The organism is Alteromonas sp. M12, assembly GCF_037478005.1.
Classification (GTDB): domain Bacteria; phylum Pseudomonadota; class Gammaproteobacteria; order Enterobacterales; family Alteromonadaceae; genus Aliiglaciecola; species Aliiglaciecola lipolytica_A.
The window spans coordinates 4,738,189-4,759,972 of sequence record NZ_CP144164.1 but is presented as its reverse complement, the minus strand read 5'-3'; the positions used below and the strand labels follow the sequence as shown (position 1 = coordinate 4,759,972).

Sequence of the window (21,784 nt, the reverse complement as noted above, 5' to 3'; positions counted from 1 at the left end):
GACTATTGATTGAATGTCACAGAAAACGTCATTGGAACGGTTAACCCGATACTCTTTAGGCCCGCAAGTTCTTGTAGCTTAGCAATGCCAGGATCTAAATCATGGTTTGCTGCTTTAATTAGAACCGGCTTAACCGTTGTAGCGTGGAAGCTATCATCATCATCTTTGCTAATGTTTATTTCAACGCTATAAGGAGCAGACTTGCCTTTGATCGTAATATTCGTATCAAGGGTCACCATTGCTGATGTTCCTGCACTCATGCCCATCACTGATTCGGGTAGTTGAGCTGTGATCGTTGCCTCTGGAGTATTTTTCACATCAAAAAGATATGTCTGCATACGCTCGTTACGAATGGCTATATTGGTTTCTACTGAACTCAATTGCACCGCTGCTTGAAGCTGGCCGGAATCACTTAGTTTGCCAGATAGTTTGGTAAAATTATGAATTTCGCTGATGTGCTCATTCTTTGTGGAGATAAAGTTTACTGTTGATGAATCATTATCAAGGGTCCAACTTGCGTGGGAAAATGACCCAAATGCCGCACAGCATATGGCAAAACTTATAAGACTATGTGTTCTCATTTGCTATTCCTTATTTATATTCGACTATTTCTTGCCAATTTACCTGATGATCCCCTAAAACAACGAAGTCTGGATTATCAGTCGTATCTCGTCGGTTATAAGTAAGTGGTAGGAAGTTAGCTGAAAGTATACAGCCACCGGCTTCTTCTACAATACATTGTGAAGCACCGGTATCCCATTCACCAGTCACTCCAATTCGTAAAAATACGTCTGCTTTCCCCTCTGCAATAAAGCAGGCTTTAAGAGAACAACTACCTAAGGGTAGTGTTTGATATGAACGCATATCGCTCATATGGTTCATTATTCTTTCCCGCGGCTGACGTCGGCTAATGGCGATCATTACTACGTCTGTCTTAGGCTCTTCAAATTTACGTACATGGATCTGTTTATTGTTTTCTAGTGAGCAAGATTTATAAGCGCCATGTCCTTTGCTGGCGAAATACAGTGTTTCTCCAGCCGGCCAATAGATAACTCCTAACACAGGTTCATTGTCTTCAATTAACGCTATATTGACTGCAAAATCGCCACTGCGTGCTATGAATTCTTGAGTGCCGTCAATAGGATCAATTAACCAGTAGCGCTGCCAATGTTTGCGCTGTGCCAAGTCACCGTTATTGGTTTCTTCTGACATTATTGGAATGTCGGGGGTTTCTTTTAACAAAATATCCATGATAATTTCATTAGCTTTGTAATCTGCAGAAGTCACTGGAGATTCGTCTTCTTTTTCATATGCTTTGAAGTCGCCACTATCATAGATTTTTAAAACTTCTTCGCCCGCGGTTTTAGCCGCAAATTTAGCTATTTCTAACAAATTTTTTCGAGGGTCTACAGCCATTATTTTTCCCCTGATGAATTTTTTGCCAAATATTTTTGTACTAAAAATAAAGCCGCGATACAGCGAGCCTCGATAAAATCGTCACGTGCCAGTAAAGCGTCTAGCTCGTGTATAGACCATGGAATGACCTCTAAAGGTTCTGGTTCATCCCCTTCTAAACGGCATTCATATAGATCTTGAGCTAATAAAATATTCATTTTCGCATCAAAAAAAGTCGGAGCCATACTGACAGTATGCACCTCTTTTAACACGTTCGCGCCATATCCAGCTTCTTCTTTTAACTCTCTATTACCAGCTTCAAGAGCTGACTCGCCAGGATCAATTAAGCCTTTAGGGAAGCCTAATTGATAAGAGTGGGTACCAGCAGCGTACTCTCTGATAAGCAAAAGGGTTTCAGAATCGATGAAAGGGACTATCATTACTGCACCACTGCCTGAACCAGCCATCCTTTCAAATTGACGGGTTGCGCCATTCGAAAATTCAAGATCTATGCGTTCGACACGAAATAAACCGCTTTTGGCGACGATTTCTCGTTGATGAATTTGGGGCAGTGTTTTATTCGGGTCTATTTTATTCATTTACCTATCACGTTAAACTACGGCAGTTCCATTATTCAGGAACTGCACTTTATACTACATTTTGCCTTACTTTAACTCATGGATCACTGACTTGCCAATGTTGCCCTGGAACCAAATTAGAACTGTTTTACTCGATATGGATGGAACCCTGCTCGACTTGCACTTCGACAACCATTTTTGGATGGAAGTTGTACCGCAAAAGATAGCACAAAAAAAAGCCATCAGTCTCGAAAAAGCAAAAGAATATATTCACCTTGAATACCAAAAGGTGATGGGAACGATAAACTGGTATTGTCTTGATTATTGGGCGGAAAAGCTCGATATGGATATTATTGAGGCAAAACGACAAATTAAACATTTGATCAGTATGCGTGAAGACACTTTGCCATTTCTCGACGCTTTGCATAACAGTGGCAGACAAGTTGTGCTAGTAACTAATGCGCACCCGGGAAGCTTGTCACTAAAAATCGAGCAGACTCAATTGGATAGTCATATCGACACCTTGATTTCTACCCATGAATTTGGGGTAACAAAAGAATCTCAGCTGTTGTGGCAAAAATTACAGAAACGCTTAGGGTTTGATGCGCAAAGTACTTTGTTCGTTGATGATAGTGTACCGATTTTACATGCAGCTAAAGAATTCGGGATTGCTCACTTGTTAGCCGTTGAGAATCCAGATAGCCAAGGTGAAATCCGCAATATTGATGAGTTTACGAGTATTCAAGATTACCGATTCTTAATCGATGATATTAACAACAACCCGATAAAATAAATCGCGAAAGGAAGGTCGATAGAGGGAACTTATACTCCCTCTGTTCCTAAAATTTTATTTTATAAAACCCTTGTTTGTCGGGACGGCCAAAGAACTGAGCGGCATCCCTAACTTGTTTGGGTAAACTATCGTCGGGTTTGAACTGACCATTTAATTTTACTTTTAATGTGCTTGGAATCCGAGCATCAGCGGTTAAATTAAATACATTGGGTGGGGTGATTTTGACTAGAATATCATCCTCAATGCAACTTAGATTTGCTTGAAAGTTACCTAAACTCAAAGGTTCACTAAGCCCTACCAAGCCTTCTAACCCCGCATTCAACCATTGGCCTTTGCCGGATAAACCAATACATTTTCCAGCATAATCTAATTCGGTTAAAGAGACTTTAAAGCGGCCTCCTGCGTTTACTGCTATTGGTAAGGGGGCTTGGGCAATAGCCATATCTGCCGGTAAATACACAGTTAAATCGGAAGATTGAACATGGCTTGGGTCGAACATATCAATGCTAACGATGCCTTGTAATGAGACTTTGTCACTTGAGCGTAAATCCCCGCCATCTATGTCTAACGTCATTTGGCCAAATAACAAATCCCAAAATGACACCTGCCAGCTAACATCTTCAATGGTAATGTTATTAACACTGATAATACTAGCTGAGGCATTCCATATCGTTCCTTGCACACCTTCAATGCTCAGATCATTGGATTGGTTAGCGCGATAAATAACTTGGCTAGCGGGTAACTTAATAATGAGTAAAATCAAAAAGGCTAAAATGCCTAGAAGACTCCACTTAACAACTTGCTTCATGATTTTCCTAACTGCAAACTTCTGACTTTTACCATTCCTGACACGTTGGCTTCCGCTAAATCAACATTGATGATGCGGATCCCAAGATTTTCCATACTTTGTAACCAACTCACCACATCGTTAAAGGGGGCTTGGTCTACCCAAACCTTTAACTCTTCGCCTTGAGGCTGCATTCTAGAAATTGCTATTTTCACCCGCCCAGCAGTTTGATTGACTGCTTGGGGTAACGAGCCTGAAAACACAGATGCATTACCATTTCCGCTGCGCATTTGGATTGCACGATTTGCATTTTGTTTAAACCATATTAGGTCAGCTTGTTTAGTCGCGACTAACTTGCTTTGAGTTTGCAAAGAATTGTCAATAGGGGCCCACACCAAATAGTAAAATAGGGCGATTATTAATAACAAACCCGATACTACGACTAAAATTCTTTCGCGCTCTGATAGCTGATTAAATTTATCCAACAAATCTTTCATATCAGCTCCTTATCGATAACGAACCAATCACTTGGTTGTCTTTGTTGTTAATTGCACCTTGTTGTACCTCGAAGCCTTTTTCTTGGGCTAAACGTTTAAATCGTTCTAATGCTTCGAAGTTTGCCGCAACGGCCTGTAGTCGCAATTCTGAACGCGCACTATCAAAACGTATAGTTTGTGGTTTAACGTCGCTATTTTGAAAGGCTTCGGTGAGTTGTGACATCATTGCTAGCATTGATGTTTGTCCGCCCCCGTTGGCTAATTTAGCCAGTTCTCTTTCCATCGCTAAACGGATTCTTGTGGGTTTTGGTTGATTAGGAAAGGCTTTGGCAAATTGCTCGTGCATTTGCTTAGTTAGATCCGCACTTTGTTGTTTAAGTTGATTAACTTGCACGCCTTTATCAACCAATGTAACCACAAGGGCGAGAATAGCTAAAACCGCTGCAACTCGCCATTGACGCCACTGACTACGATTTTGTTGTTTAGCTTTAAACTCGCCTTGTAACAGATTAAATGTGGTTTTTAAGGCACCTGTTGCAAGCAATTGCATGGGTAAGTCTAACTGCTGTTCGATTTGTTCAACGTTGGCTAAGTTAGAAATATCTAAGTCACTGTGATTCGCTACTTTTAGCGGTGTTGTTTGCTGTTTTGCAAAATGCTCAGTGGCTTGCAATAACCAAGTTGCATCACCTTGCAGACCTTGCCATTGATCTTGACGAATAATAGCTTGCTGTCCAAGGGTTACTAAGCTCCACGCATCTTCAATGTAGGGAAGGGCAAGTATATCGGGGAGCATTTTATTGCAGTACAAACCGGCTTGTTTGATAACCTCTAGCCAGTTTGCCATCTTATCTCTGCTAACTACTGCAACCGCTTGCATGTTGCCATTTTTTTCCCCTAAGGCAAAAAACTGTTCGCTAATATCCATGCTTAAATCTTCCTCAAGCATGTATGGTATCGCCGTTAGCGCTTTTCGCGATGCCTTCGCTGGCATGGCGACCCATTTCAACAAAAAGTCACAACCTGGGACTAAGGCGGTAATAGGACGTTTGCCTGCACGTTCAGATAAAGAATTAAGCTGTTCCGCATTATCTAGTACGCCAGAGGCAATAATTTCCTGCTCTTGACCAGACCATACTAACCAATTGACTGGGTCACTAGTGGTTGAGCCTAGGCGGATAACCAGATGTTCCATTAAAGTACTCCTCCAAATTCTCGTCGTATGACAATCACTTGGTCGTTATTTTCTACTTTCAGTAGGGAAGACATAGCAAATGTGGCGTTATTGTAACGGGTCTTGGTATGTAATAGAAAGTATTCTGTTTTTACATCAAACCAACGTTGTTGTTGTTCGGTTAATGTGTGATTGGTAAACAGTGTTTCCGCTAAGAAATCCTGTACATTTTGGTAGCCATCAGGTGCACGATTACTGATGAGGCTTTGAATTTCCGATACTGGTGCACCTGTTAATGCTGCTAATACAGGAGCTTGATCTTCTTTTACAGTATTCACATTAATTTTCATTTCTGACACATTTGGAATAACACAGACCATCGGCAGCAGGTCATTAATCCATTGGGCTTTAACGCCGTTAACTAGACGTATTTCAGACTTACTGACCATTAAGTTGTTTGCGGCTAAGTAAGGGTTTACTAACGCTGCATAGTCGGCATCTTCGGCCCCGCTTTGTGACATGTTGTCATCTTGGTCTAGCCAATCAATTAACGAGTCTCTGACAACTTCAATTGAATAGTTATCCAACTCTGGCACAACGTTGGTCAATAAGCGTTCAAACGCTAGGGCCTCTTCAGGGACGGAATTGATATCACCGCTGCTATTTCCACGTAGCACCTTTTTAACCTCGCTGTCGCCGTTAGTGTTATCGTTATCATTGCCGTTTTGACTGCTGCTTTGTTGTACTCGATTTACCGAGTCGATAGCATTGAGATTTAGGCAGGTTTGCATATCGGTCAACTGAGCTTGAATACCGCCACCTTCTAAAGGAAAGGTAAATTGTTCAGACCAGCCAGCTTCTAATGAAATCACATCAGGATTTGACTCTAATAGTTCACCGATGGATTTAATCGCAAATTGCTCAGCCCCCATTGCATACCAAAATGCTTGATTGTTATCTTTAATGTTGGTTGCGCGAGTCACTTGAAGTTGCAATCTTGACCCCATTTCAGTGGCAATAATCGCAACCAGCGCGACAATCATCAAAACAATGATTAAAGCGACCCCCTGCTGCTTTGAATAATTTGCCAAGCTAGTATTCACGAATCTGCGCTGCTCATTAAAAACTTACGCTCAATGACGCCGAATTCTTGACTGGTGATGGTAATCTTCACGGCTACTGGCAGGGTATCTTGAGCATAAGAATCATCCCAGCTTTGTGAGTCGGCAGAATCTTCGCCAGAGTTTAATAAAAAATGCACTTGAAAATCATCTACCTTAGTTAATAAAACCCGTACTTTGGGTTCATAACCAACTACATTATCAACGTAATTACCGTACAAACGCTCTAACCTACCTTCTTGCATACGGTAGCCAACACTTTGTAAGGTGCTGCGTTGTAACATTAGTTGCGGGTTTTGCCATCCAGCTCGCACAAAAGCAAAACCATCAGCTTCGCTTTCCAAGAAGTTCTTTTCTGCGTGCATAACTTGCGTATTCTCTTCACCGTCTAGGCGCACTGCTCTGGGCACCGCTTGAAGCATATCTCGTTCAATGGTGAGCATCGCTCTTTGCAAAGTTTGTAGTTTTTCGAAACGATTTTCAGATAATTCATCACTGTCGATAACGGCGGTCATTACGCTGGTGGAAGCGATACCGATAAGAGTGAAGATTGCCACAGCAATCATAATTTCAATCAGTGTGAAACCGCGTTGCTTTTGACCAATCATCTTATTGTGCTCTTGGGTTTAGCCATATAGGAGGTCACACTGGTTATCGTGCGGTCGAAATTTTCGTCGGTCCCCACTACGATTTCAATCCCGATCAAAGATTCATCCGGGGTGGACAATAATTTTTGTTGCCAGTACCAAGTAGTACCAGCCATCTTTTCTTCGCCCTTCAAATTGTCTTTTAGGGGCCAGCTATTTTCGATGTTGATTTGGGTAAGGCGATTATTGGCTACCCAAGTGGCAAAGGTAATATTTTCGATTTGGCTGACACCGTTTAAATGGTCAGTGGCCGATTTCATGATAGCGGTGCCGGTTATCGCAAAGATCAGTAGCGCCAGCATGACTTCTAACAAGGTGAAACCTTTGTTGTGAGTGTTAGTGTTCATAAGTCACTATCCAAAGGACCCAACCTTTCAAGGGGCACACTATCAATGGCATTCAGCTTAAAATACACGGGATCATCATTAGAAAAATCAGGCTCATACATCATAGTTAAACTAAATGGTGTCACGTCACCACTGGATAACAACATGATTTGTGGTGGCGGTAGTTTTTTCTCTTCTTCTTCACTGCCAATGTCAACGCGGTCCTCATCAAAGGACAAGGATTCATCGAATATACCGTCGCTAAACAAATTGTCTTCTTCAATCCAAGGTAATTCGTCGAGCTCTAACGCCAAAGAGTAGGGTTCTGGTAATTGATAACGACCGAACGCTTGTTGTCCTTCCAGTAGTTGCCAATTTTGTTCTTCATCTAACTGCATAAATATATATTCAGCGGTTTCAGGTTCAATACGAATACCTAACTCTTGCTGGTTTAACACCGCAAAATCAGATGCCATATCCACTACTATCTGGAATCGTTTCGCTTGTTTTTCTAATTCTTCAGAAGGGGTCGGTGAGAAGTTATTAAATGAAATTACACTTATAACAATTCCCATAATTGCTAGCACCGCCATGATCTCGATGAGAGTAAATCCTGAATGGTACTTTAATGACCGTGCTCGCATTATGGGCAACTCAATGTTTAGTTTAGGTAATCGCCAAGATTCCAGTTACCAATATCGTCTTCCGTTCCTGGTTCACCATCTGGGCCATTAGAAAAAATATCTATCACGCCTATTTCACCTGGGCTAACCAATTGATAAGGATTGTCCCAAGGGTCATTAGGCAAACGATTAATATAGCCGCCGGTTGGGTAATTGCGTGGAATAGGGTCTATTGTCGGTTCGTTAACCAAAGAATCTAACCCTTGCTCGGTGGTTGGGAAACGGTTGTTACTTAACTTGTAGCGGGTCAATGCACTTTCCAATGATTGAATATCAATAGCAGCAGCTTTTCGCTGAGCTTCTTCTTGGTTACCGAGTATTTGCGGTGCCACTAGGCCCGCCATGATACCAATAATCAATAACACCACCATTACCTCTATTAAGGTAAAACCAGCTTGTCGAGGATTGTTAATTTTCATTACATATTCACCATATTATTAAGCGCTAAAATTGGTTGTAGAATTGCCAGTACGATAAACAAAACAATTGCTGCCATACTAACAATCAAAATTGGTTCAAAAACTTTTAATGAGACACCAACTAGGGCTTCGAATTCCCTATCTTGGTTGTCTGCTGCTCGTTTTAACATTTGCTGAAGCTCACCGCTTCTTTCACCCGATGCAATCATATGCATCATCATAGGCGGAAACATTTTGGTCTTTTCTAAGGCTCCACGCAGACTAGAGCCCTCTTTCACTTTAATTGCCGCATCGGCTACAGCTTCTCTAATGTGCAAATTTTCAAGTACGTCACCGGCTATGCGCATCGCCTCTAACAACGGCACTGCACTCGCGGTTAGTATACTTAATGTGCTGGCGAAACGCGCCGTATTCAAGCCTTTGGATACTTTACCAATCAAAGGTAATTCCAAAATAAACTTGTGATAACGTTTTTTCATAAGCGGTTGTTTGAGAATTCTGCGAATCAAGAGTATCAATATAACAATTAACACTATTGCAATCAGACCGTAGCTTTGTAACCAAGTGCTTACAGAGATTAAGATGCTGGTAATTGCAGGAAGTTCCTGACCCATGTTGTCGAATTGTCCTACAATTTTAGGCACTACTACGGTCAACAGTAAGAAAATAATACCAAATGCAAAAAATAGCATGATGGCAGGGTAAACTAGTGCTTGGGTAATTTGGCTGCGAGTGCGTTGACTTTTTTCTGTGTAATCGGCCAGTCGATTAAGTACTGTGTCTAAATGCCCTGACTTTTCACCTGCTGCAACCATTGCTCGAAATAGCTCATCGAATACTTGCGGAAACTCTCCCATTGCATCGGCAAGAGAATGACCTTCTACTACCTTACTGCGAACGGCCATCATCATATTTTTATGACGGGGCTTTTCACATTGTTCTGCTACCGCTAAAAGTGCTTCCTCGATTGGCAAAGCAGATTCAACCAAGGTGGCAATTTGCCGTGTTAAAAGGGCTAAATCGCTGGCGGATATGCCGCGAGTGAACAAGGTAAATCGATTTTTGTTGTCGCGCTGTTGCTGTTCCGTTACTTGCTCTACTTCTAGCGGAATAAGCTCTAATTCTCGCAACTGTTGTCGAATATGCCGAGCGTTATCGCCTTCTAAAACACCACTTTTATTGCGACCAGATTGGGTAATCGCTTTGTAAGCATAAGCGGCCACGGTTAATCCTCCCGGGTAACGCGCAGTACTTCTTCTAAGGATGTATACCCAAGAAGTACTTTGTTACAGCCGTCTTCGCGAATACTCGGTGTATTTTTCCTAACATGTTTTTCTATAGCTTGCTCACCATGACCGTTATGAATTATTTCACGGGTTGGTTCGTCAACTACCAGTAATTCGTGGATCCCGGTCCGACCGCGATAACCTGTTTGATTACAAGCTGCACAGCCTTTGGGACTATAAATATTTTGGCTATTGGAGGCATGCTCTAAGCCTAAAATTTGACACTCGGCTTCGCTTGGAAGGTGAGGCGTTTTACAATCAGGGCAAAGGGTTCTTACTAGTCTTTGCGACAAAACAGCCAGTAAACTGGAAGATAACAAAAAGGGTTCAATTCCCATATCTTCAAGTCGAGTTATGGCTCCTGCGGCGGTATTGGTGTGTAACGTAGATAATACTAAGTGACCGGTTAAACTGGCCTGCACACCAATTTGTGCTGTTTCGAGATCGCGAATTTCACCAATCATGACCACGTCAGGATCTTGCCGTAATATTGCTCTCAAACCTCGCGCAAACGTCATGTCTACACGGGGATTAACTTGAGTTTGGCCGATGCCTTGTAAATCAAATTCGATGGGATCTTCAACGGTTAAAATATTCCGGTCTTTCGAATTTATTTCTGAAAGGCCAGCGTATAGGGTTGTACTTTTACCTGAGCCAGTAGGACCTGTAACCAAAATAATCCCGTGAGGTTTGCGAATTAAAACGGAAAAAATTTCACGGTTTTTTGCGGTCATACCTAAATCAGTTAAATTTAAGCGGGCGTTATTTTTATCTAACAAACGCAGAACCACACGTTCACCATGACTCGAAGGCATGGTTGAAACCCTAACATCCACAGCGCGTCCGGCTATTCTTAAGGTAATGCGGCCATCTTGAGGAACGCGCTTTTCGGCAATATCTAACTTCGCCATGACTTTAATACGGGACACTAGCATGGAAGATAATTTACGGTTTGGCCGTAATATTTCCCGTAACACTCCGTCTACACGAAATCGCACTATTAATTGATTTTCGAAGGTTTCAATATGAATGTCAGAAGCACCTTCTTTAATTGCTTCACTTAACATTGCATTGATTAACTTGATGATAGGCGCATCATCTTCATTTTCTAATAAATCTTCGGTATCAGGCAGTTCTTCAGCTAACGCGAATAAGTCACTTTCATTGCCGATATCTTCCATCAGCTGTTTAGCCGCTGACGAGTCGCGTTGAAACGCCTTGGTAAGCAGGTTTTCAAATTGCTCGTCGGCAATTTCTTTTAATTGAAAGTCAGCCTGCAGAAATCGACGTACCTCAATGAAAATTGAAAAATCTGTGCTTGCTGTGTGATACAAAATAGCGGGTTCTTCACCGGTATCCAGCAACACTTTATGACGCTTCGCAAAACTAAATGCTAACTGCTTGTGTTGAACCACATCTTCATCAGCCATTTCCGTAGAATTAACTTCAGCGTCTAACAGATTTGGATTGAGTTCAGCATTTTCAGCTGTTTCAATACTCATTAATGCTTGCTTTCCTGCTCTTTATTCAACATGTATTCTTCGAAAGAAGGCGGTAAAGATAGTTCATCTTCCCACTCCGGTAATACAGGTGTATCAGTATTAGGCATCAAAGGGATACCTTCAGATTGACGCTGTAGTTGCTGCGCACGAATGTAGTTGTATTTTTTATGGCTAATAGAATTCATAGTCGCGCCATCTCGCACGATGGTCGGACGAATAAATACCATTAAGTTACGTTTGCGCTTGCTGGTAGTGGTGGATTTAAACAAGTTACCTAGGTAAGGAATATCACCTAATATAGGCACCTTGGAAACACTTTCCTGCACTTCTTCGTCGATTAAGCCACCCAGTACAATTGTACCGCCGTCATCCACAATTACTGTGGTTTTAATTTCCCGTTTGTTAATCGCAATATCAACAGATGTCGCACCACTGACGCTAGAGACTTCTTGTTCAATTAATAGTTGAACTGCATCACCTTCGTTGATTTGAGGTGTCACTTTTAGTTTTATACCTACTTCTTGTCGTTCCACAGTTTGGAATGGGTTGGCATTGTTTGAACCCGTTGAAGAACCGGTAATAATAGGTACTTCTTGACCAACGATGAAGAACGCTTCTTCATTATCCATGGTGGTTAAGTGTGGAGTAGAGAGAACGTTAGAATTGGTATCAGTGCTTACTGCTTGTAGTACTGCCCCCCAACCATCTTTCACTACACCAACTAAGAATCCGTTAACGCCGCCTAGCAAGGATGCTAGTGAAGTGAAATCACCAGATGTGACAGAGTCATATGAATACGGGTCACCATCGTCATCGAACCCTGTGGTCGTGGTTGTTTGATCTTCTGCTTCATCGGCTGCAACTGCTAACGAGCCAATCCCCACAACACCATTTGTAAATTGCTGACCACCACCATCTTCACTGGCCCACTGAACACCTACCGTTGTGCCGTCACCTTCAAATACTTCAACAATAATGGCTTCAACGGTTACTTGTGCTCGACGTATATCCAACTGACGAATGACTTCTTCTAGCGAACGCATCATGTCAGGCTCTGCGGTGATTACGAGTGCATTGGAATCTGAGTGAAAATCGATACTTACTTCACGGTTGTTAGATGTTCTACTTTTTGTATTGCTGCTTTGTCCGCCTTGTTCTTCAGCTTGAATGCTAGCACTTACTCCTTGCAGAACTTTAACTAGCTCTTCTGCTTTAGCGTAATTCACAAAAATAACCCGAGTATTACCGCTGGTTTCTAATTCTTTATCCATTTTGGTAATTAGGTTAATTAAGCGTTTGCGACCTTTGTTATCGCCAGACACTATTACACTATTGGTTCGGTCGTCAGCTACCAGACGAGGCTCCGATTTACCGGTTGTTTGGGTTTTGGATGCATTTTTATTGATGTTTTCAATAATTCTCACCATCTCTGATGCAGATGCATATTTAAGTTCTACTATTTCAACTTCTTCATCACCAGCTTGATCCACACGCTCAATGATCTCTACCAAGCGATTTACCACAGCAGCTCGGCCGGTCAGCATCATGACGTTGGATGGGTCATGGCTCACTACGTTGCCACCACCTGCTTGATCGTTCAACTGGCGAAGAATCGGGGCAAGCTCTCGCACTGGCACGTTGTATACCGGAACCACTCGGGTGATCATTTCATCACCATCAAAAGGGGTACCTTGAATAACCGGAATATTAGATGTTTTTGCGTCTTTAGCTCGAACTACTTTCAATATGCCATTTGGCATTTCTACCACTGCAAAATCGTATACTTGTAATACGTTGAGGAAAAATTGGTAATATTGCTCTTCATTAAGCAAGTCATAACTACGTACGCTGATTTTGCCGCGTACGTCTGGGCTGACGATTATGGTTTTTTGCAGGTTCTTGCCTACAATATTTATGAATTCGGAAATCTCAGCATTTTTAAAATTGGGGGAATATTCTTTAGCGGATGTCATCGTCGACATCGTCAAAAGCATTGCACATGCTGCCAAACATAAGCCTCTAAATCTACTACGGCTTGTTTGCGTCATAGGGGTAATCCTCATAAATCTTCTCCCCCTTCAGGGAAATCCAAATACAAAGTGAGAAGTTCCTCACTTCGACTAATTGTTAGTTGTAACGAATCCGATTGATTTAATGCTGCCAAGGCTTCTATAGCTTGTTCAGGATCAGTCAAATCTAAGCCGTTAATCTCGGTAATGACATCCCCGACTAAAAATCCAGCACCTTTAAATAAACTTGGATTTTTACCAGGGGCTATTTTATAGCCGGCAATTAAACCATCTTGGCCTTGAACCGGAGAGACCATAATGTAATCGGTAAATCCGGCAGGGTTGCGCCGTATCTCTCTGGTCGTTTCCACCATTTCAGGAGTCAATTCGGTATATTGTTCTTTGTCATCTATTCTATTATCAGCGGTGGTTTCAACAGCTGGTTGGTATGCTTGGCTTTCTTTTGAGTATTCTAACCCGTCTAGCATTAAGGTTTCGCGACGAGGACCATTTTTTATGATTACCCTATCTGCGAACACTTCAACTAAGCTTGCATTGGTACCATCAATTTCATCATCGATGCCATAGGTATTCTGTGAACCGCGATTCTCAATTATCGCCGCACCAACACCTGGCTCATCAGTCTCGACCACACCTGTTAAGGTTAAGTTCAAGCGGGTTTCAGGTGCTTCCGTTACTTCTTGTTTAACCGTGGTGACTTCTTTTGCGGTTAAATCGCCAAATAGGTTTAAACTTTTCAACTGTGACAAACTCACTCGTGAGCCAGAGTTGCTTGAAGTATTGCCAGTTTGGTTAGTTTGAAAACTTTGATTTGAAGTGTTTTGTGGCTCTGGAATTAGCCGCCAAGTCATCTCAGCTAAAAAAGCCAAAAGATACAGAACCAACAAAATAACAACCAACAGATTAATCTGTGATTGATATTTGCTAATTTGCAGCCATATTTGACTTAAGTTTGTACTACTAAGGCTCATCTTTTACCACTTTTTGGTCGATTATCGTCGCTAAACGGGGACAATGATAACCAGTAGATTAAAGGGCCACAACTATTAAAGATTAACATTACCATATAATTACAATTCTAAGGTTTTTAAGCTTAAGCCCAATAGGTTCTATATATGAAGAATAAGACAGACAACAAAAACACTGAAATAGTTCGCTTAGATAAGTGGCTTTGGGCTGCTCGATTTTTTAAAACCCGATCTTTAGCTCGAGACATGGTGCAATCTGGCAAGGTGCAATATAATGGACAAAGAGCAAAAGCCAGTCGAAGTGTCGAATTGGGTGCGACAATTGTGCTCCCTGCCGGATTCGATAGCAAGGAAGTAATTGTAGAAGGGTTAAGTGATAAACGAGTAAGTGCACCACAAGCTCAATTACTCTACGCGGAAACAGAAAAAAGCATCGCGCAACGTGAAAAAAATGCAGAGGCGCGCAAGTTAAGCGCATTCCATAGTCCGAGACCAGAGACACGACCGGATAAAAAGCAGCGTCGCAAAATAATTCAATTTAAACAGCAGTAAGAGAATCTTATGTCCCATTTTGATCAGTTACATCGTTATGTCTTTAACAACGCCAACGTACGCGGTGAACTTGTGCAACTAGAAAATAGTTATCAAGAAATTCTAAATTCACAGCAATATCCCCCTGTCCTTCAACAATTACTGGGTGAATTAATGGCTGCTGCATCTTTGCTGACTGCAACGTTAAAGTTCAAAGGTGATATTGCTTTGCAATTGCAAAGTGAAGGTTTGGTTAAGTACGCAGTAATAAATGGTACTCATGATCAAAAATTGCGTGGTGTGGCACGGTGGGACTCAGAAGCGGCTGAACTTCCAACATCGTTAACCGAACTCATGCCTAAGGGAGTGTTAGTTATTACCATTACTCCTGAAGTGGGAGAGCGATATCAAGGCATGGTGGCGATCGACAAGCCGACTTTATCAGAGTGTCTTGAAGGGTATTTCAGCCAATCTGAACAACTGCCTACCAAAGTCATTTTAAAAACCTCTCTCAAAGGTGAAATAAATAGAGCTGGTGGTTTATTTTTGCAAGTTTTGCCAACCAGTAGCGAAATGACAGATGCGTCTGAACACACTGACTTCATTCACTTAACTACGATTAGCCAGACTATTACTGCTGAGGAATTGTTAGGGCTGCCAGCCACTGAAGTATTGCACCGACTTTATCATCAAGAAGAAGTCCAACTTTACCCACCTCAAGACATCAAGTTCTCTTGTACCTGCAGTAAAGAACGCAGTGCTGCGGCGATCGCAAATGTTGATAAACAAGAGTTACTTAATATTGTGGCCGAAGATGGTGCCGTAAGGTTGAATTGCCAATACTGCCACAAGGAATACAGTTTCGATGCGATAGATATCGAAGCAATTCATAACGAAGGCCATGCTCAGCCTACGCAGACACAATAGTTCGCTACTGCTATATTTGAATGCTGTTGGTTAAACCAACAGCAATGCAGATAAAGTCCAAAGCATAGCTGCGCATGTTGCGGCTATGCTAGCAGGTATTATTTGTGACTTAACATGGTCCATCAAGTCACAACCTGTGGTCATCGCACTTAAAATGGTTGTATCCGAAATGGGAGAGCATTGATCACCGTATACGCTGCCATTCAAAACCGTCGCAAAACAAATCGCCATGAAAATTTCTGGGTGAGCAACTTCTTGATTGATACCAATTGCCCAAGCTAACGGCATGGCTAAAGGGAATGCAATTGCGTATGTACCCCAACTTGTTCCGGTTGAAAATGCAATGATCATGGTTAGAATCTGGAGAATGACAGGTAACATCCAAAATGCTATTTGATGGTCGAGTAAATCTATCAAAAATAAACCACCACCAATTTCCTTATTGATACCGCCAATTGTGATCGCCAATACCAACAGCACAGAAGCAACGACCACTGATTTTAGACCATTACCAATGCCGCCAAGCAATTCGTCTAAGGTCATCCCTCGTGATAAGGCCATTACACAAGACAAGCAAAGTGCTGTAGCGAATGCCCAATTTACTTTCGGCGAACCTAGCGTAATAAAGGTTCCTACTGCGATAGCAATTAAGGTGACCAAAGGCACTGCAAATTCATAAACACTCGGCGAATAATGGCTAGGCACTTCCGATTTTTGTAATTCATCAGTATGTATCGGGTTTGCATCTTTTGCGTCTAAGCGGCCAGTATTGAGCGCCCGTAAACGGGCTGTACGGATTCGACTACCGCAATGCCATGTAACGTTAAAGCACAACAAGAGCGTACCCAATACCGCGAGAATTCCATAAAAGCTAAAAGGGATACTGGTGAAGAAAAAACGGATTCGATCAGACTCGGTTGCCAGAAAAGCCACGCCAGGCACAAATATCAATGATTGCACATAGACTGGCCAAGCATTGAAGGCTAAGACTGACGCGATGGGCGATGCCGTTGAATCTACAATGTAACTCATTTCTTCGTGGCTGACTTTTGCTTCATCTGCAAAGGGCTTAACCGTTGTCCCCACCAATACTGTGCTTATTGTTCCTCCTTGAAAAAAGAATACGCCTAATATCCATGTAATCAGCTTCGCTGAGCGCGGTCCCTTAACAAAATGACGGGTCATCGCCTGAGCGAATGCTTGTGCTGCTCCAGTGCGAGTCCAGACTCCCATCAAGCCGCCAAGCAGCCAAAGGTACAATAAAACAATGGTTGCAGCGCTGTCTGAGGCGATGCTTGGAAGCAGCACTTTATCGGTAATATCATACCGACCTAACATGAGTGCGCCGATAATTGTGCCACCTAATAGGGCAGGAATCGGCTGTTTGGTAAGCAAACATAATGAAATAGCAATGACGGCCGGTAATAACGACCAAATACCAAAATGGAAAGCGGTCTTGAGTAACACCAGTTGTTGGTCAGGCATCCTTACCCATTGCTCAGATAACGCAGGTTTACCATACTGATCTAAAGCGCTTTGTCGCAATGGGGAGAGTTGATAATCAACGATGTTTTTGACTTCAAACTGGTGATTATTGATGGTGTAAACAAGTTCGCCTGATGCATTGTTATAAGTGGGGTAAGAATGCTGCTGTTCTACCCAGTTTGGTGTGACAGAAGTATTAATATAAAACGCGGAGAACAAAGCCAGAACAAATAGGTAAAGCGCTAATTTATTATAATGCATGATGAATAAAACAAAGGATACGTCTAGTTATCGATTAATTAAAGCCTAACACGGCAGGATAATATCAAGGCCTCACAAAAAGCCTCCTAATCATAACTACAGGTTATAACTTGGAGGCTTTTATATTAGATTGCCTGATCTGTGATTTGCCTGTTTTTACCGATTAAGGCGCAGTAAATAAGGTTGAGAAAAATAGACTGTTTAGAAACAGCTTCTCTGTGCCATAAAAGTATCCGCGGAAATTAGGATCATCAGTAAATAATATAACACTGCCCTTGCCTTTTCTTTCTGCTACCAAGCTGGTTTTGCCTGCTAATTGCTGTTGGTTTTCAGCAGAAGCGTAGCCACTTAATAGTGAATTCTGGGCAATTTTTATTACACTGGCGTAGGGATTTTTAGGCGGTTCAAATGCTAAAAGACCGCTACGTTGGCTGGCAATCTCGCGGCGGGTATATCCGTAACCTAGTGGGTGACTAATATCTAAATCACCGGCCACAACCGCACCACCAATAATAACTTGTGCCTTAACCATTGCCTTATTTGAATAATCAATTCGCGATTGTGAGGCTAATTTTCCTTTGCCAATGTCAGCCACTTTAATATCCAGTAATTTTGTTCCTGCCCAGCGCGCACCATCACCGATACCAACCAGAGATCCGCCCTTCCTTACCCAAGTTGAAATCTTCTCTTGTAGCGAATTACTGATATCTGAATATTTTCCATCCGTCATGACTAGGTGGGTATAGGCTGACAAATCCGCACTAGAAAGTTTACTTTTATCTAGTAAAACAACAGGCATATGCATACGTTTATCTAACAGGTGCCACACCTCACCAGCCTGATAGGGAGACATTCCAGGCCCAATAACCAGTGCGACTTTTGGTAAAGTGACAGCGTCAATACTATTGCTGCCCAAATCCATACCTATGCTGGTGGTATGGGAGCTGTTTAATGCGTAGGCTTTTACCCCATCATGAATAGCTGCCTGCTGGATTATGTTATATAAATTTTCGCCGTTTACGTTTGCATTAGCACCTATCTGCTTGAGCACCGGCACTATGACACTGCCCCGTCCAAATGCTTGGATACCTTTATCAGTTTGTGCCTTAAAAGGTTCAGTGGCAATGCGCGGTAGATATCCCTGCTGCAGTAGCGTATTTAGTACTTTCGGCGCGTTGTAGTGGCTCCAATCAAAAACATAGGCGACATTTGCCCTGCTTGGTGGTTGCTGTGTTGGGAACTCGACGGTTATAGCTGAACCAGCTTTATATCTAGTGCGAGTTAGAGGCTCGAAGTCAATCCCAAAAGCAAGGGGCAATGTCCATCCAGACACATCATAAAAGGTATTATTTTCAAAGGTGGTTATCTTGGAAAACAGACCTTTAAGCATACGATAATTGGCCTGCTTTGACTCCACGATAAACGCTTCGTTTTTACGAAATGTTTTACCGTTCACAGCAAAATCTTTTGTCAGTGGTTTGATCTGGATTTTGTTGCGAGTTAATAGTTGATTGAAATGGAACAATCTTACTGGATCTTCAGGGGCGCTGTAGATGTATGCTTTTATGTCATCTTGTGCGGCCATTTTAGCCGAGTTGCTGGCAAAATCCTGTTGAAATGAAAGCAGTGCTTGGCGCTTTTCAGCGGCATTTTCCAGAAGCGCTAAGGCCACATGGTAATAAGTTCGAATATTATCCTCAAATGACAACACACCTCGGGGCGTGTCGAGCAAACCTGCCGAGCTAGCCTGTTCAAACAATATTCCCAAGCTGCCAAACAAATGAGGATATGTCGCGCCTTTGCCTAAATAAAAATTGTCGTAAGACTCTTGATTAAAATATAGCTGAGCTTCGCTGTCCAAAAAGTCTCGCGGTCCTTGCACTACATCGCTGAGTAATTGCATGGCCTGATCATTAATCAGAGGATGCACTCTATCCGGTGCACCAGGATGAAAATAAAACGACTTATATGAGCGCATTTCATGGAAGTCTGCGACTATGTTTGGTCGCCATTGATGAAACTTACTGACCCAACCCACAGGTTCGGGCTGTTGCTGTAACATCCATTGTCTATTCAGATCAAACCAGTAATGATTAGTTCTACCTGAGGGCCAAGGAGAGCCATGTAAAGCGTGATTAGGATCGGTAATCGTGACATTCGATGAATATTGCCAATTCCACGTCGCTTCACGGTTGTTACCATCTGGATTAAAGCTGGCCGTGAGCAGAATGACACTGTTTTTAAGTAAGTTATCGATCTCTTCCCCTTGGGCCGCAGCTAAATGATAAGCAATCGGCAAGGCTGAATCGGTTGAGCTCACTTCGCCACCGTGCACACCAAAATTAATCCAACTAATTACTGGCATATCTGCGCTGACTGTACTTTTACCTTTAGGGGTTTGTATGGCCATGTGGTTCGCTTGAATTTGCGCTAAATTGGCCATGTTTTGCGGGGAGGTTATGGTTAAAGTAACTATTGGTCGATTTTCATTACTGTAGGCAATTACTTCATATTTGACTCGCTCAGATTGCGCCGCTAGCTGACGAAAATAAGCTGTCAGCATATTGTTCTGGACCATCTTTTGACCTAACCCATGACCTAAAAAGTCCTCAGGGGTAGTGACGCTAGGATCGAAAACCGTCGACGGCGAATAAAAGCTGTCAGCCTGAGGGGCAGCATTGGCCCTGGGACTAACGGAAGCGGTAAATAAAAGCGCAACACTCACGAGCGCTAGAAAATAGTTCTGCATGGTTATTTTACCTTGATGCTGAAGATTGACGGATGGGTTGTCCTGCTAAGGTCTGATTAACGACGCTTTGTTCAATGACAGGTTGGCCATTAACGATTAACCATTCTACTCCCTCACTAAGTTCGGTAGGCTGTAAGTAGCTCGCTTTTTGCTGATAAGTCTCAGGATTAAATATTACGATATCGGCAACGTAACCCGCTTTCAATTCGCCTCTGCCTGTCAATCCAAAGGTTTTAGCAGGTAAATAACTACTGCGTTGAATAAACTCTTGGGTGCTTAACCAACCTTTCTGTTTAACATATTCACGAAACTTTTTGGGGAAAGTGCCATATTTTCGAGGATGGCCAGTGCTGCCATCGGAAGAGGTCATTACCCAAGATTGCGTCATATAAGCTTTCATATCTTGATCAGACATATTGAAACTGGCGACCCGCGCATTACCTTCTAGAATAATTTGACGAGCTGCATCAATTGGCTCAATCTCCCACAAACTTGCAACCTCGGCTAGGGTTTTTCCGCGTATGTCGGGGCGTTTGGGATCACTAATGAGTAACGACTCTGCGCCGCCTCTGCGTCTTAAATTTTCAGCCATTTCTAATTTCAAGGTTGGCCATAGTGCGTCATCTTCCATTCGAGCATGATACGCTTCTTTGCTACCTGCCATTATATATCTTGGTACCAAACTACCTGCTACGCTGGTTCCTGAAGCGCGCCAAGGATATTGATCTGCAGTAACGTCGATACCTTGTTGCCGAGCTTCGTCTATTAACTTGATCACCTCTGCGCTTTTACCCCAAACGTCAACGCCTAATGATTTGATATGCGCAACGTGCACGGGAATGTCTGCTTGTTGACCAATTTGAATGACTTCTTTAATTGCGTTAACCAGCCCTATGCTGTAGCTGCTTTCGTCGCGAATATGACTGTCATAGGCACCATTATACTGGGCTGCGACTTTTGCTAGTTCAACCACTTCACTGGTCATCGCGTAATTACCGGGTACATAATACAAGCCTGTTGAAAGTCCTAAGGCTCCGGCTTTCATTGCTTGTTCTACTAGGCTTTTCATTTGCTCAAGCTCAGCATCGGTTGGAGCGCGATCTTCTATGCCCATGACCGCTTTACGAATTGAGCCATGACCAACGTAGAGGGCGACATTTGTGCCTATTCCTTGTTGTTCATATTGATTAAGTTTTGCCGCGACATCAACGCTACCGCCACCATCGACATTGCAAAAAACAGTGGTTACACCTTGGGTGGTGTAGTTCACATTTGTATTCGGGGAGTCTTTACCAAAATCATTGCAGGCATGGGTATGGGTATCAATAAAACCTGGCGCTATGATGTTGTCACCTGCATCTATGGTTTGTGTGGCAGTAATATGCGCAGGAAGCGTATCGCTAATAAAAGAAATATTGCCTTTATCAATGCCGATATAACCTGAAAATGCTGGTTGCTCATTACCAGTATAAATATTTTTACCTGTGATAATCATATCGATTGATTCAGATTTTTGAGTGCAAGCGGCACAGGATGTGATTGCTACAAATAATATTGAAAAGAACCGCAGTCGGCAATTGTTATACATTTTAGGGATTACTCTATAGTGAAAAAGGGCGACTAAG

Annotated in this window: 21 protein-coding genes; 3 read left to right on the top strand and 18 right to left on the bottom strand. The window is 42.4% G+C overall.

Translation table 11 applies throughout. The annotated features are described in order from the left end of the window. Window positions 1–2: 2 nt before the first annotated feature. From VUI23_RS20425 to nudE, 3 genes are read right to left on the bottom strand one after another with little or no spacing between them, the layout of a single operon-like run. Window positions 3–581 carry a YceI family protein gene (locus VUI23_RS20425; RefSeq protein WP_216047806.1) on the bottom strand — a complete coding sequence of 193 codons (579 nt, stop codon included), beginning with the start codon at window positions 579–581 and terminating at the stop codon, window positions 3–5. Between the two features lie 10 nt (window positions 582–591). Next, window positions 592–1,416: a 3'(2'),5'-bisphosphate nucleotidase CysQ gene (gene cysQ, locus VUI23_RS20420; RefSeq protein ID WP_216047807.1), complete on the bottom strand. Its 825-nt coding sequence runs from the start codon at window positions 1,414–1,416 to the stop codon at window positions 592–594. Next, window positions 1,416–1,994 carry an ADP compounds hydrolase NudE gene (nudE, locus tag VUI23_RS20415; RefSeq protein ID WP_216047808.1) on the bottom strand — a complete coding sequence of 193 codons (579 nt, stop codon included), beginning with the start codon at window positions 1,992–1,994 and terminating at the stop codon, window positions 1,416–1,418. The genes cysQ and nudE overlap by 1 nt, the downstream gene beginning before the upstream one ends. Before the next feature lie 91 nt (window positions 1,995–2,085). On the opposite strand from nudE, the gene yrfG reads away from it, so the two are divergent. Beyond that, the gene (gene yrfG / locus VUI23_RS20410; RefSeq protein WP_342805774.1) at window positions 2,086–2,766 is read left to right on the top strand and encodes a GMP/IMP nucleotidase; all 681 of its coding nucleotides are present in this window, start codon (window positions 2,086–2,088) and stop codon (window positions 2,764–2,766) included. A 46-nt stretch (window positions 2,767–2,812) separates the two neighbouring features. Here the strand turns inward: yrfG and VUI23_RS20405 are convergent, their stop codons facing one another. From VUI23_RS20405 to gspC, 12 genes are all read right to left on the bottom strand, one after another. Continuing rightward, window positions 2,813–3,574, bottom strand: coding sequence for a type II secretion system protein N (locus VUI23_RS20405; protein ID WP_216047810.1), 762 nt, complete (start codon window positions 3,572–3,574; stop codon window positions 2,813–2,815). Beyond that, window positions 3,571–4,050 carry a type II secretion system protein M gene (locus VUI23_RS20400; RefSeq protein WP_216047811.1) on the bottom strand — a complete coding sequence of 160 codons (480 nt, stop codon included), beginning with the start codon at window positions 4,048–4,050 and terminating at the stop codon, window positions 3,571–3,573. Before VUI23_RS20400 ends, VUI23_RS20405 begins: the two co-directional genes overlap by 4 nt. A gap of 1 nt (window position 4,051) precedes the next feature. Further along, window positions 4,052–5,245 carry a type II secretion system protein GspL gene (gene gspL / locus VUI23_RS20395; RefSeq protein ID WP_342805772.1) on the bottom strand — a complete coding sequence of 398 codons (1,194 nt, stop codon included), beginning with the start codon at window positions 5,243–5,245 and terminating at the stop codon, window positions 4,052–4,054. Then, on the bottom strand, window positions 5,245–6,327 hold the full coding sequence (gene gspK / locus VUI23_RS20390) for a type II secretion system minor pseudopilin GspK (protein ID WP_342805770.1): 1,083 nt from the start codon (window positions 6,325–6,327) through the stop codon (window positions 5,245–5,247). The genes gspL and gspK overlap by 1 nt, the downstream gene beginning before the upstream one ends. Continuing rightward, entirely contained in the window at window positions 6,324–6,953 is a 630-nt protein-coding gene (gene gspJ, locus VUI23_RS20385; RefSeq protein ID WP_216047814.1) for a type II secretion system minor pseudopilin GspJ, read from the bottom strand. The genes gspK and gspJ overlap by 4 nt, the downstream gene beginning before the upstream one ends. Continuing rightward, complete coding sequence (gene gspI, locus VUI23_RS20380; protein ID WP_216047815.1) at window positions 6,950–7,339, bottom strand: type II secretion system minor pseudopilin GspI; 390 nt, start codon at window positions 7,337–7,339, stop codon at window positions 6,950–6,952. Before gspI ends, gspJ begins: the two co-directional genes overlap by 4 nt. After that, entirely contained in the window at window positions 7,336–7,911 is a 576-nt protein-coding gene (locus tag VUI23_RS20375) for a type II secretion system protein GspH (protein ID WP_342808329.1), read from the bottom strand. Before VUI23_RS20375 ends, gspI begins: the two co-directional genes overlap by 4 nt. A 68-nt stretch (window positions 7,912–7,979) precedes the next feature. Further along, window positions 7,980–8,420 (bottom strand): type II secretion system major pseudopilin GspG, encoded by a 441-nt coding sequence (gene gspG, locus VUI23_RS20370; protein WP_252728976.1) that lies wholly within the window; start codon window positions 8,418–8,420, stop codon window positions 7,980–7,982. Further along, window positions 8,420–9,643, bottom strand: a complete 1,224-nt coding sequence (gene gspF / locus VUI23_RS20365; protein WP_342805768.1) for a type II secretion system inner membrane protein GspF — start codon at window positions 9,641–9,643, stop codon at window positions 8,420–8,422. The genes gspG and gspF overlap by 1 nt, the downstream gene beginning before the upstream one ends. Window positions 9,644–9,645: 2 nt before the next feature. Then, window positions 9,646–11,136: a type II secretion system ATPase GspE gene (gene gspE, locus VUI23_RS20360; RefSeq protein WP_216047914.1), complete on the bottom strand. Its 1,491-nt coding sequence runs from the start codon at window positions 11,134–11,136 to the stop codon at window positions 9,646–9,648. 71 nt (window positions 11,137–11,207) lie between these two features. Continuing rightward, window positions 11,208–13,202, bottom strand: coding sequence for a type II secretion system secretin GspD (gene gspD / locus VUI23_RS20355; protein WP_342808327.1), 1,995 nt, complete (start codon window positions 13,200–13,202; stop codon window positions 11,208–11,210). Window positions 13,203–13,267: 65 nt separating this feature from the next. Beyond that, on the bottom strand, window positions 13,268–14,209 hold the full coding sequence (gene gspC / locus VUI23_RS20350) for a type II secretion system protein GspC (RefSeq protein ID WP_342805766.1): 942 nt from the start codon (window positions 14,207–14,209) through the stop codon (window positions 13,268–13,270). 144 nt (window positions 14,210–14,353) lie between these two features. Here gspC and hslR point away from each other — a divergent pair, with 144 nt between their 5' ends. Next, window positions 14,354–14,758: a ribosome-associated heat shock protein Hsp15 gene (gene hslR, locus VUI23_RS20345; RefSeq protein WP_216047819.1), complete on the top strand. Its 405-nt coding sequence runs from the start codon at window positions 14,354–14,356 to the stop codon at window positions 14,756–14,758. Between the two features lie 9 nt (window positions 14,759–14,767). Continuing rightward, a complete protein-coding gene (gene hslO / locus VUI23_RS20340) occupies window positions 14,768–15,664 on the top strand; it encodes an Hsp33 family molecular chaperone HslO (protein ID WP_342805764.1) in 897 nt (298 codons plus the stop codon). Window positions 15,665–15,694: 30 nt separating this feature from the next. Here the strand turns inward: hslO and VUI23_RS20335 are convergent, their stop codons facing one another. The 3 genes from VUI23_RS20335 to VUI23_RS20325 form a co-directional block, all read right to left on the bottom strand. Then, a complete protein-coding gene (locus VUI23_RS20335; RefSeq protein WP_342805762.1) occupies window positions 15,695–17,410 on the bottom strand; it encodes a Na+/H+ antiporter NhaC family protein in 1,716 nt (571 codons plus the stop codon). Between the two features lie 163 nt (window positions 17,411–17,573). Further along, window positions 17,574–20,159: a M14 family zinc carboxypeptidase gene (locus tag VUI23_RS20330; protein WP_342805760.1), complete on the bottom strand. Its 2,586-nt coding sequence runs from the start codon at window positions 20,157–20,159 to the stop codon at window positions 17,574–17,576. Between the two features lie 7 nt (window positions 20,160–20,166). Beyond that, window positions 20,167–21,747, bottom strand: a complete 1,581-nt coding sequence (locus VUI23_RS20325; protein WP_216047823.1) for an amidohydrolase family protein — start codon at window positions 21,745–21,747, stop codon at window positions 20,167–20,169. Between the last annotated feature and the right edge of the window lie 37 nt (window positions 21,748–21,784).

What these genes read in the sequence shown, in the direction of transcription:
- VUI23_RS20425 (WP_216047806.1), bottom strand. Translation starts at nt 581, where the DNA reads ATGAGAACACATAGTCTTATAAGTTTTGCCATATGCTGTGCGGCATTT.
- cysQ (WP_216047807.1), bottom strand. Translation starts at nt 1,416, where the DNA reads ATGGCTGTAGACCCTCGAAAAAATTTGTTAGAAATAGCTAAATTTGCG.
- nudE (WP_216047808.1), bottom strand. Translation starts at nt 1,994, where the DNA reads ATGAATAAAATAGACCCGAATAAAACACTGCCCCAAATTCATCAACGA.
- VUI23_RS20405 (WP_216047810.1), bottom strand. Translation starts at nt 3,574, where the DNA reads ATGAAGCAAGTTGTTAAGTGGAGTCTTCTAGGCATTTTAGCCTTTTTG.
- VUI23_RS20400 (WP_216047811.1), bottom strand. Translation starts at nt 4,050, where the DNA reads ATGAAAGATTTGTTGGATAAATTTAATCAGCTATCAGAGCGCGAAAGA.
- gspL (WP_342805772.1), bottom strand. Translation starts at nt 5,245, where the DNA reads ATGGAACATCTGGTTATCCGCCTAGGCTCAACCACTAGTGACCCAGTC.
- gspJ (WP_216047814.1), bottom strand. Translation starts at nt 6,953, where the DNA reads ATGATTGGTCAAAAGCAACGCGGTTTCACACTGATTGAAATTATGATT.
- gspI (WP_216047815.1), bottom strand. Translation starts at nt 7,339, where the DNA reads ATGAACACTAACACTCACAACAAAGGTTTCACCTTGTTAGAAGTCATG.
- VUI23_RS20375 (WP_342808329.1), bottom strand. Translation starts at nt 7,911, where the DNA reads ATGGCGGTGCTAGCAATTATGGGAATTGTTATAAGTGTAATTTCATTT.
- gspG (WP_252728976.1), bottom strand. Translation starts at nt 8,420, where the DNA reads ATGAAAATTAACAATCCTCGACAAGCTGGTTTTACCTTAATAGAGGTA.
- gspE (WP_216047914.1), bottom strand. Translation starts at nt 11,136, where the DNA reads ATGGCTGATGAAGATGTGGTTCAACACAAGCAGTTAGCATTTAGTTTT.
- gspD (WP_342808327.1), bottom strand. Translation starts at nt 13,202, where the DNA reads ATGCTTTTGACGATGTCGACGATGACATCCGCTAAAGAATATTCCCCC.
- gspC (WP_342805766.1), bottom strand. Translation starts at nt 14,209, where the DNA reads ATGAGCCTTAGTAGTACAAACTTAAGTCAAATATGGCTGCAAATTAGC.
- hslR (WP_216047819.1), top strand. Translation starts at nt 14,354, where the DNA reads ATGAAGAATAAGACAGACAACAAAAACACTGAAATAGTTCGCTTAGAT.
- hslO (WP_342805764.1), top strand. Translation starts at nt 14,768, where the DNA reads ATGTCCCATTTTGATCAGTTACATCGTTATGTCTTTAACAACGCCAAC.
- VUI23_RS20335 (WP_342805762.1), bottom strand. Translation starts at nt 17,410, where the DNA reads ATGCATTATAATAAATTAGCGCTTTACCTATTTGTTCTGGCTTTGTTC.
- VUI23_RS20330 (WP_342805760.1), bottom strand. Translation starts at nt 20,159, where the DNA reads ATGCAGAACTATTTTCTAGCGCTCGTGAGTGTTGCGCTTTTATTTACC.
- VUI23_RS20325 (WP_216047823.1), bottom strand. Translation starts at nt 21,747, where the DNA reads ATGTATAACAATTGCCGACTGCGGTTCTTTTCAATATTATTTGTAGCA.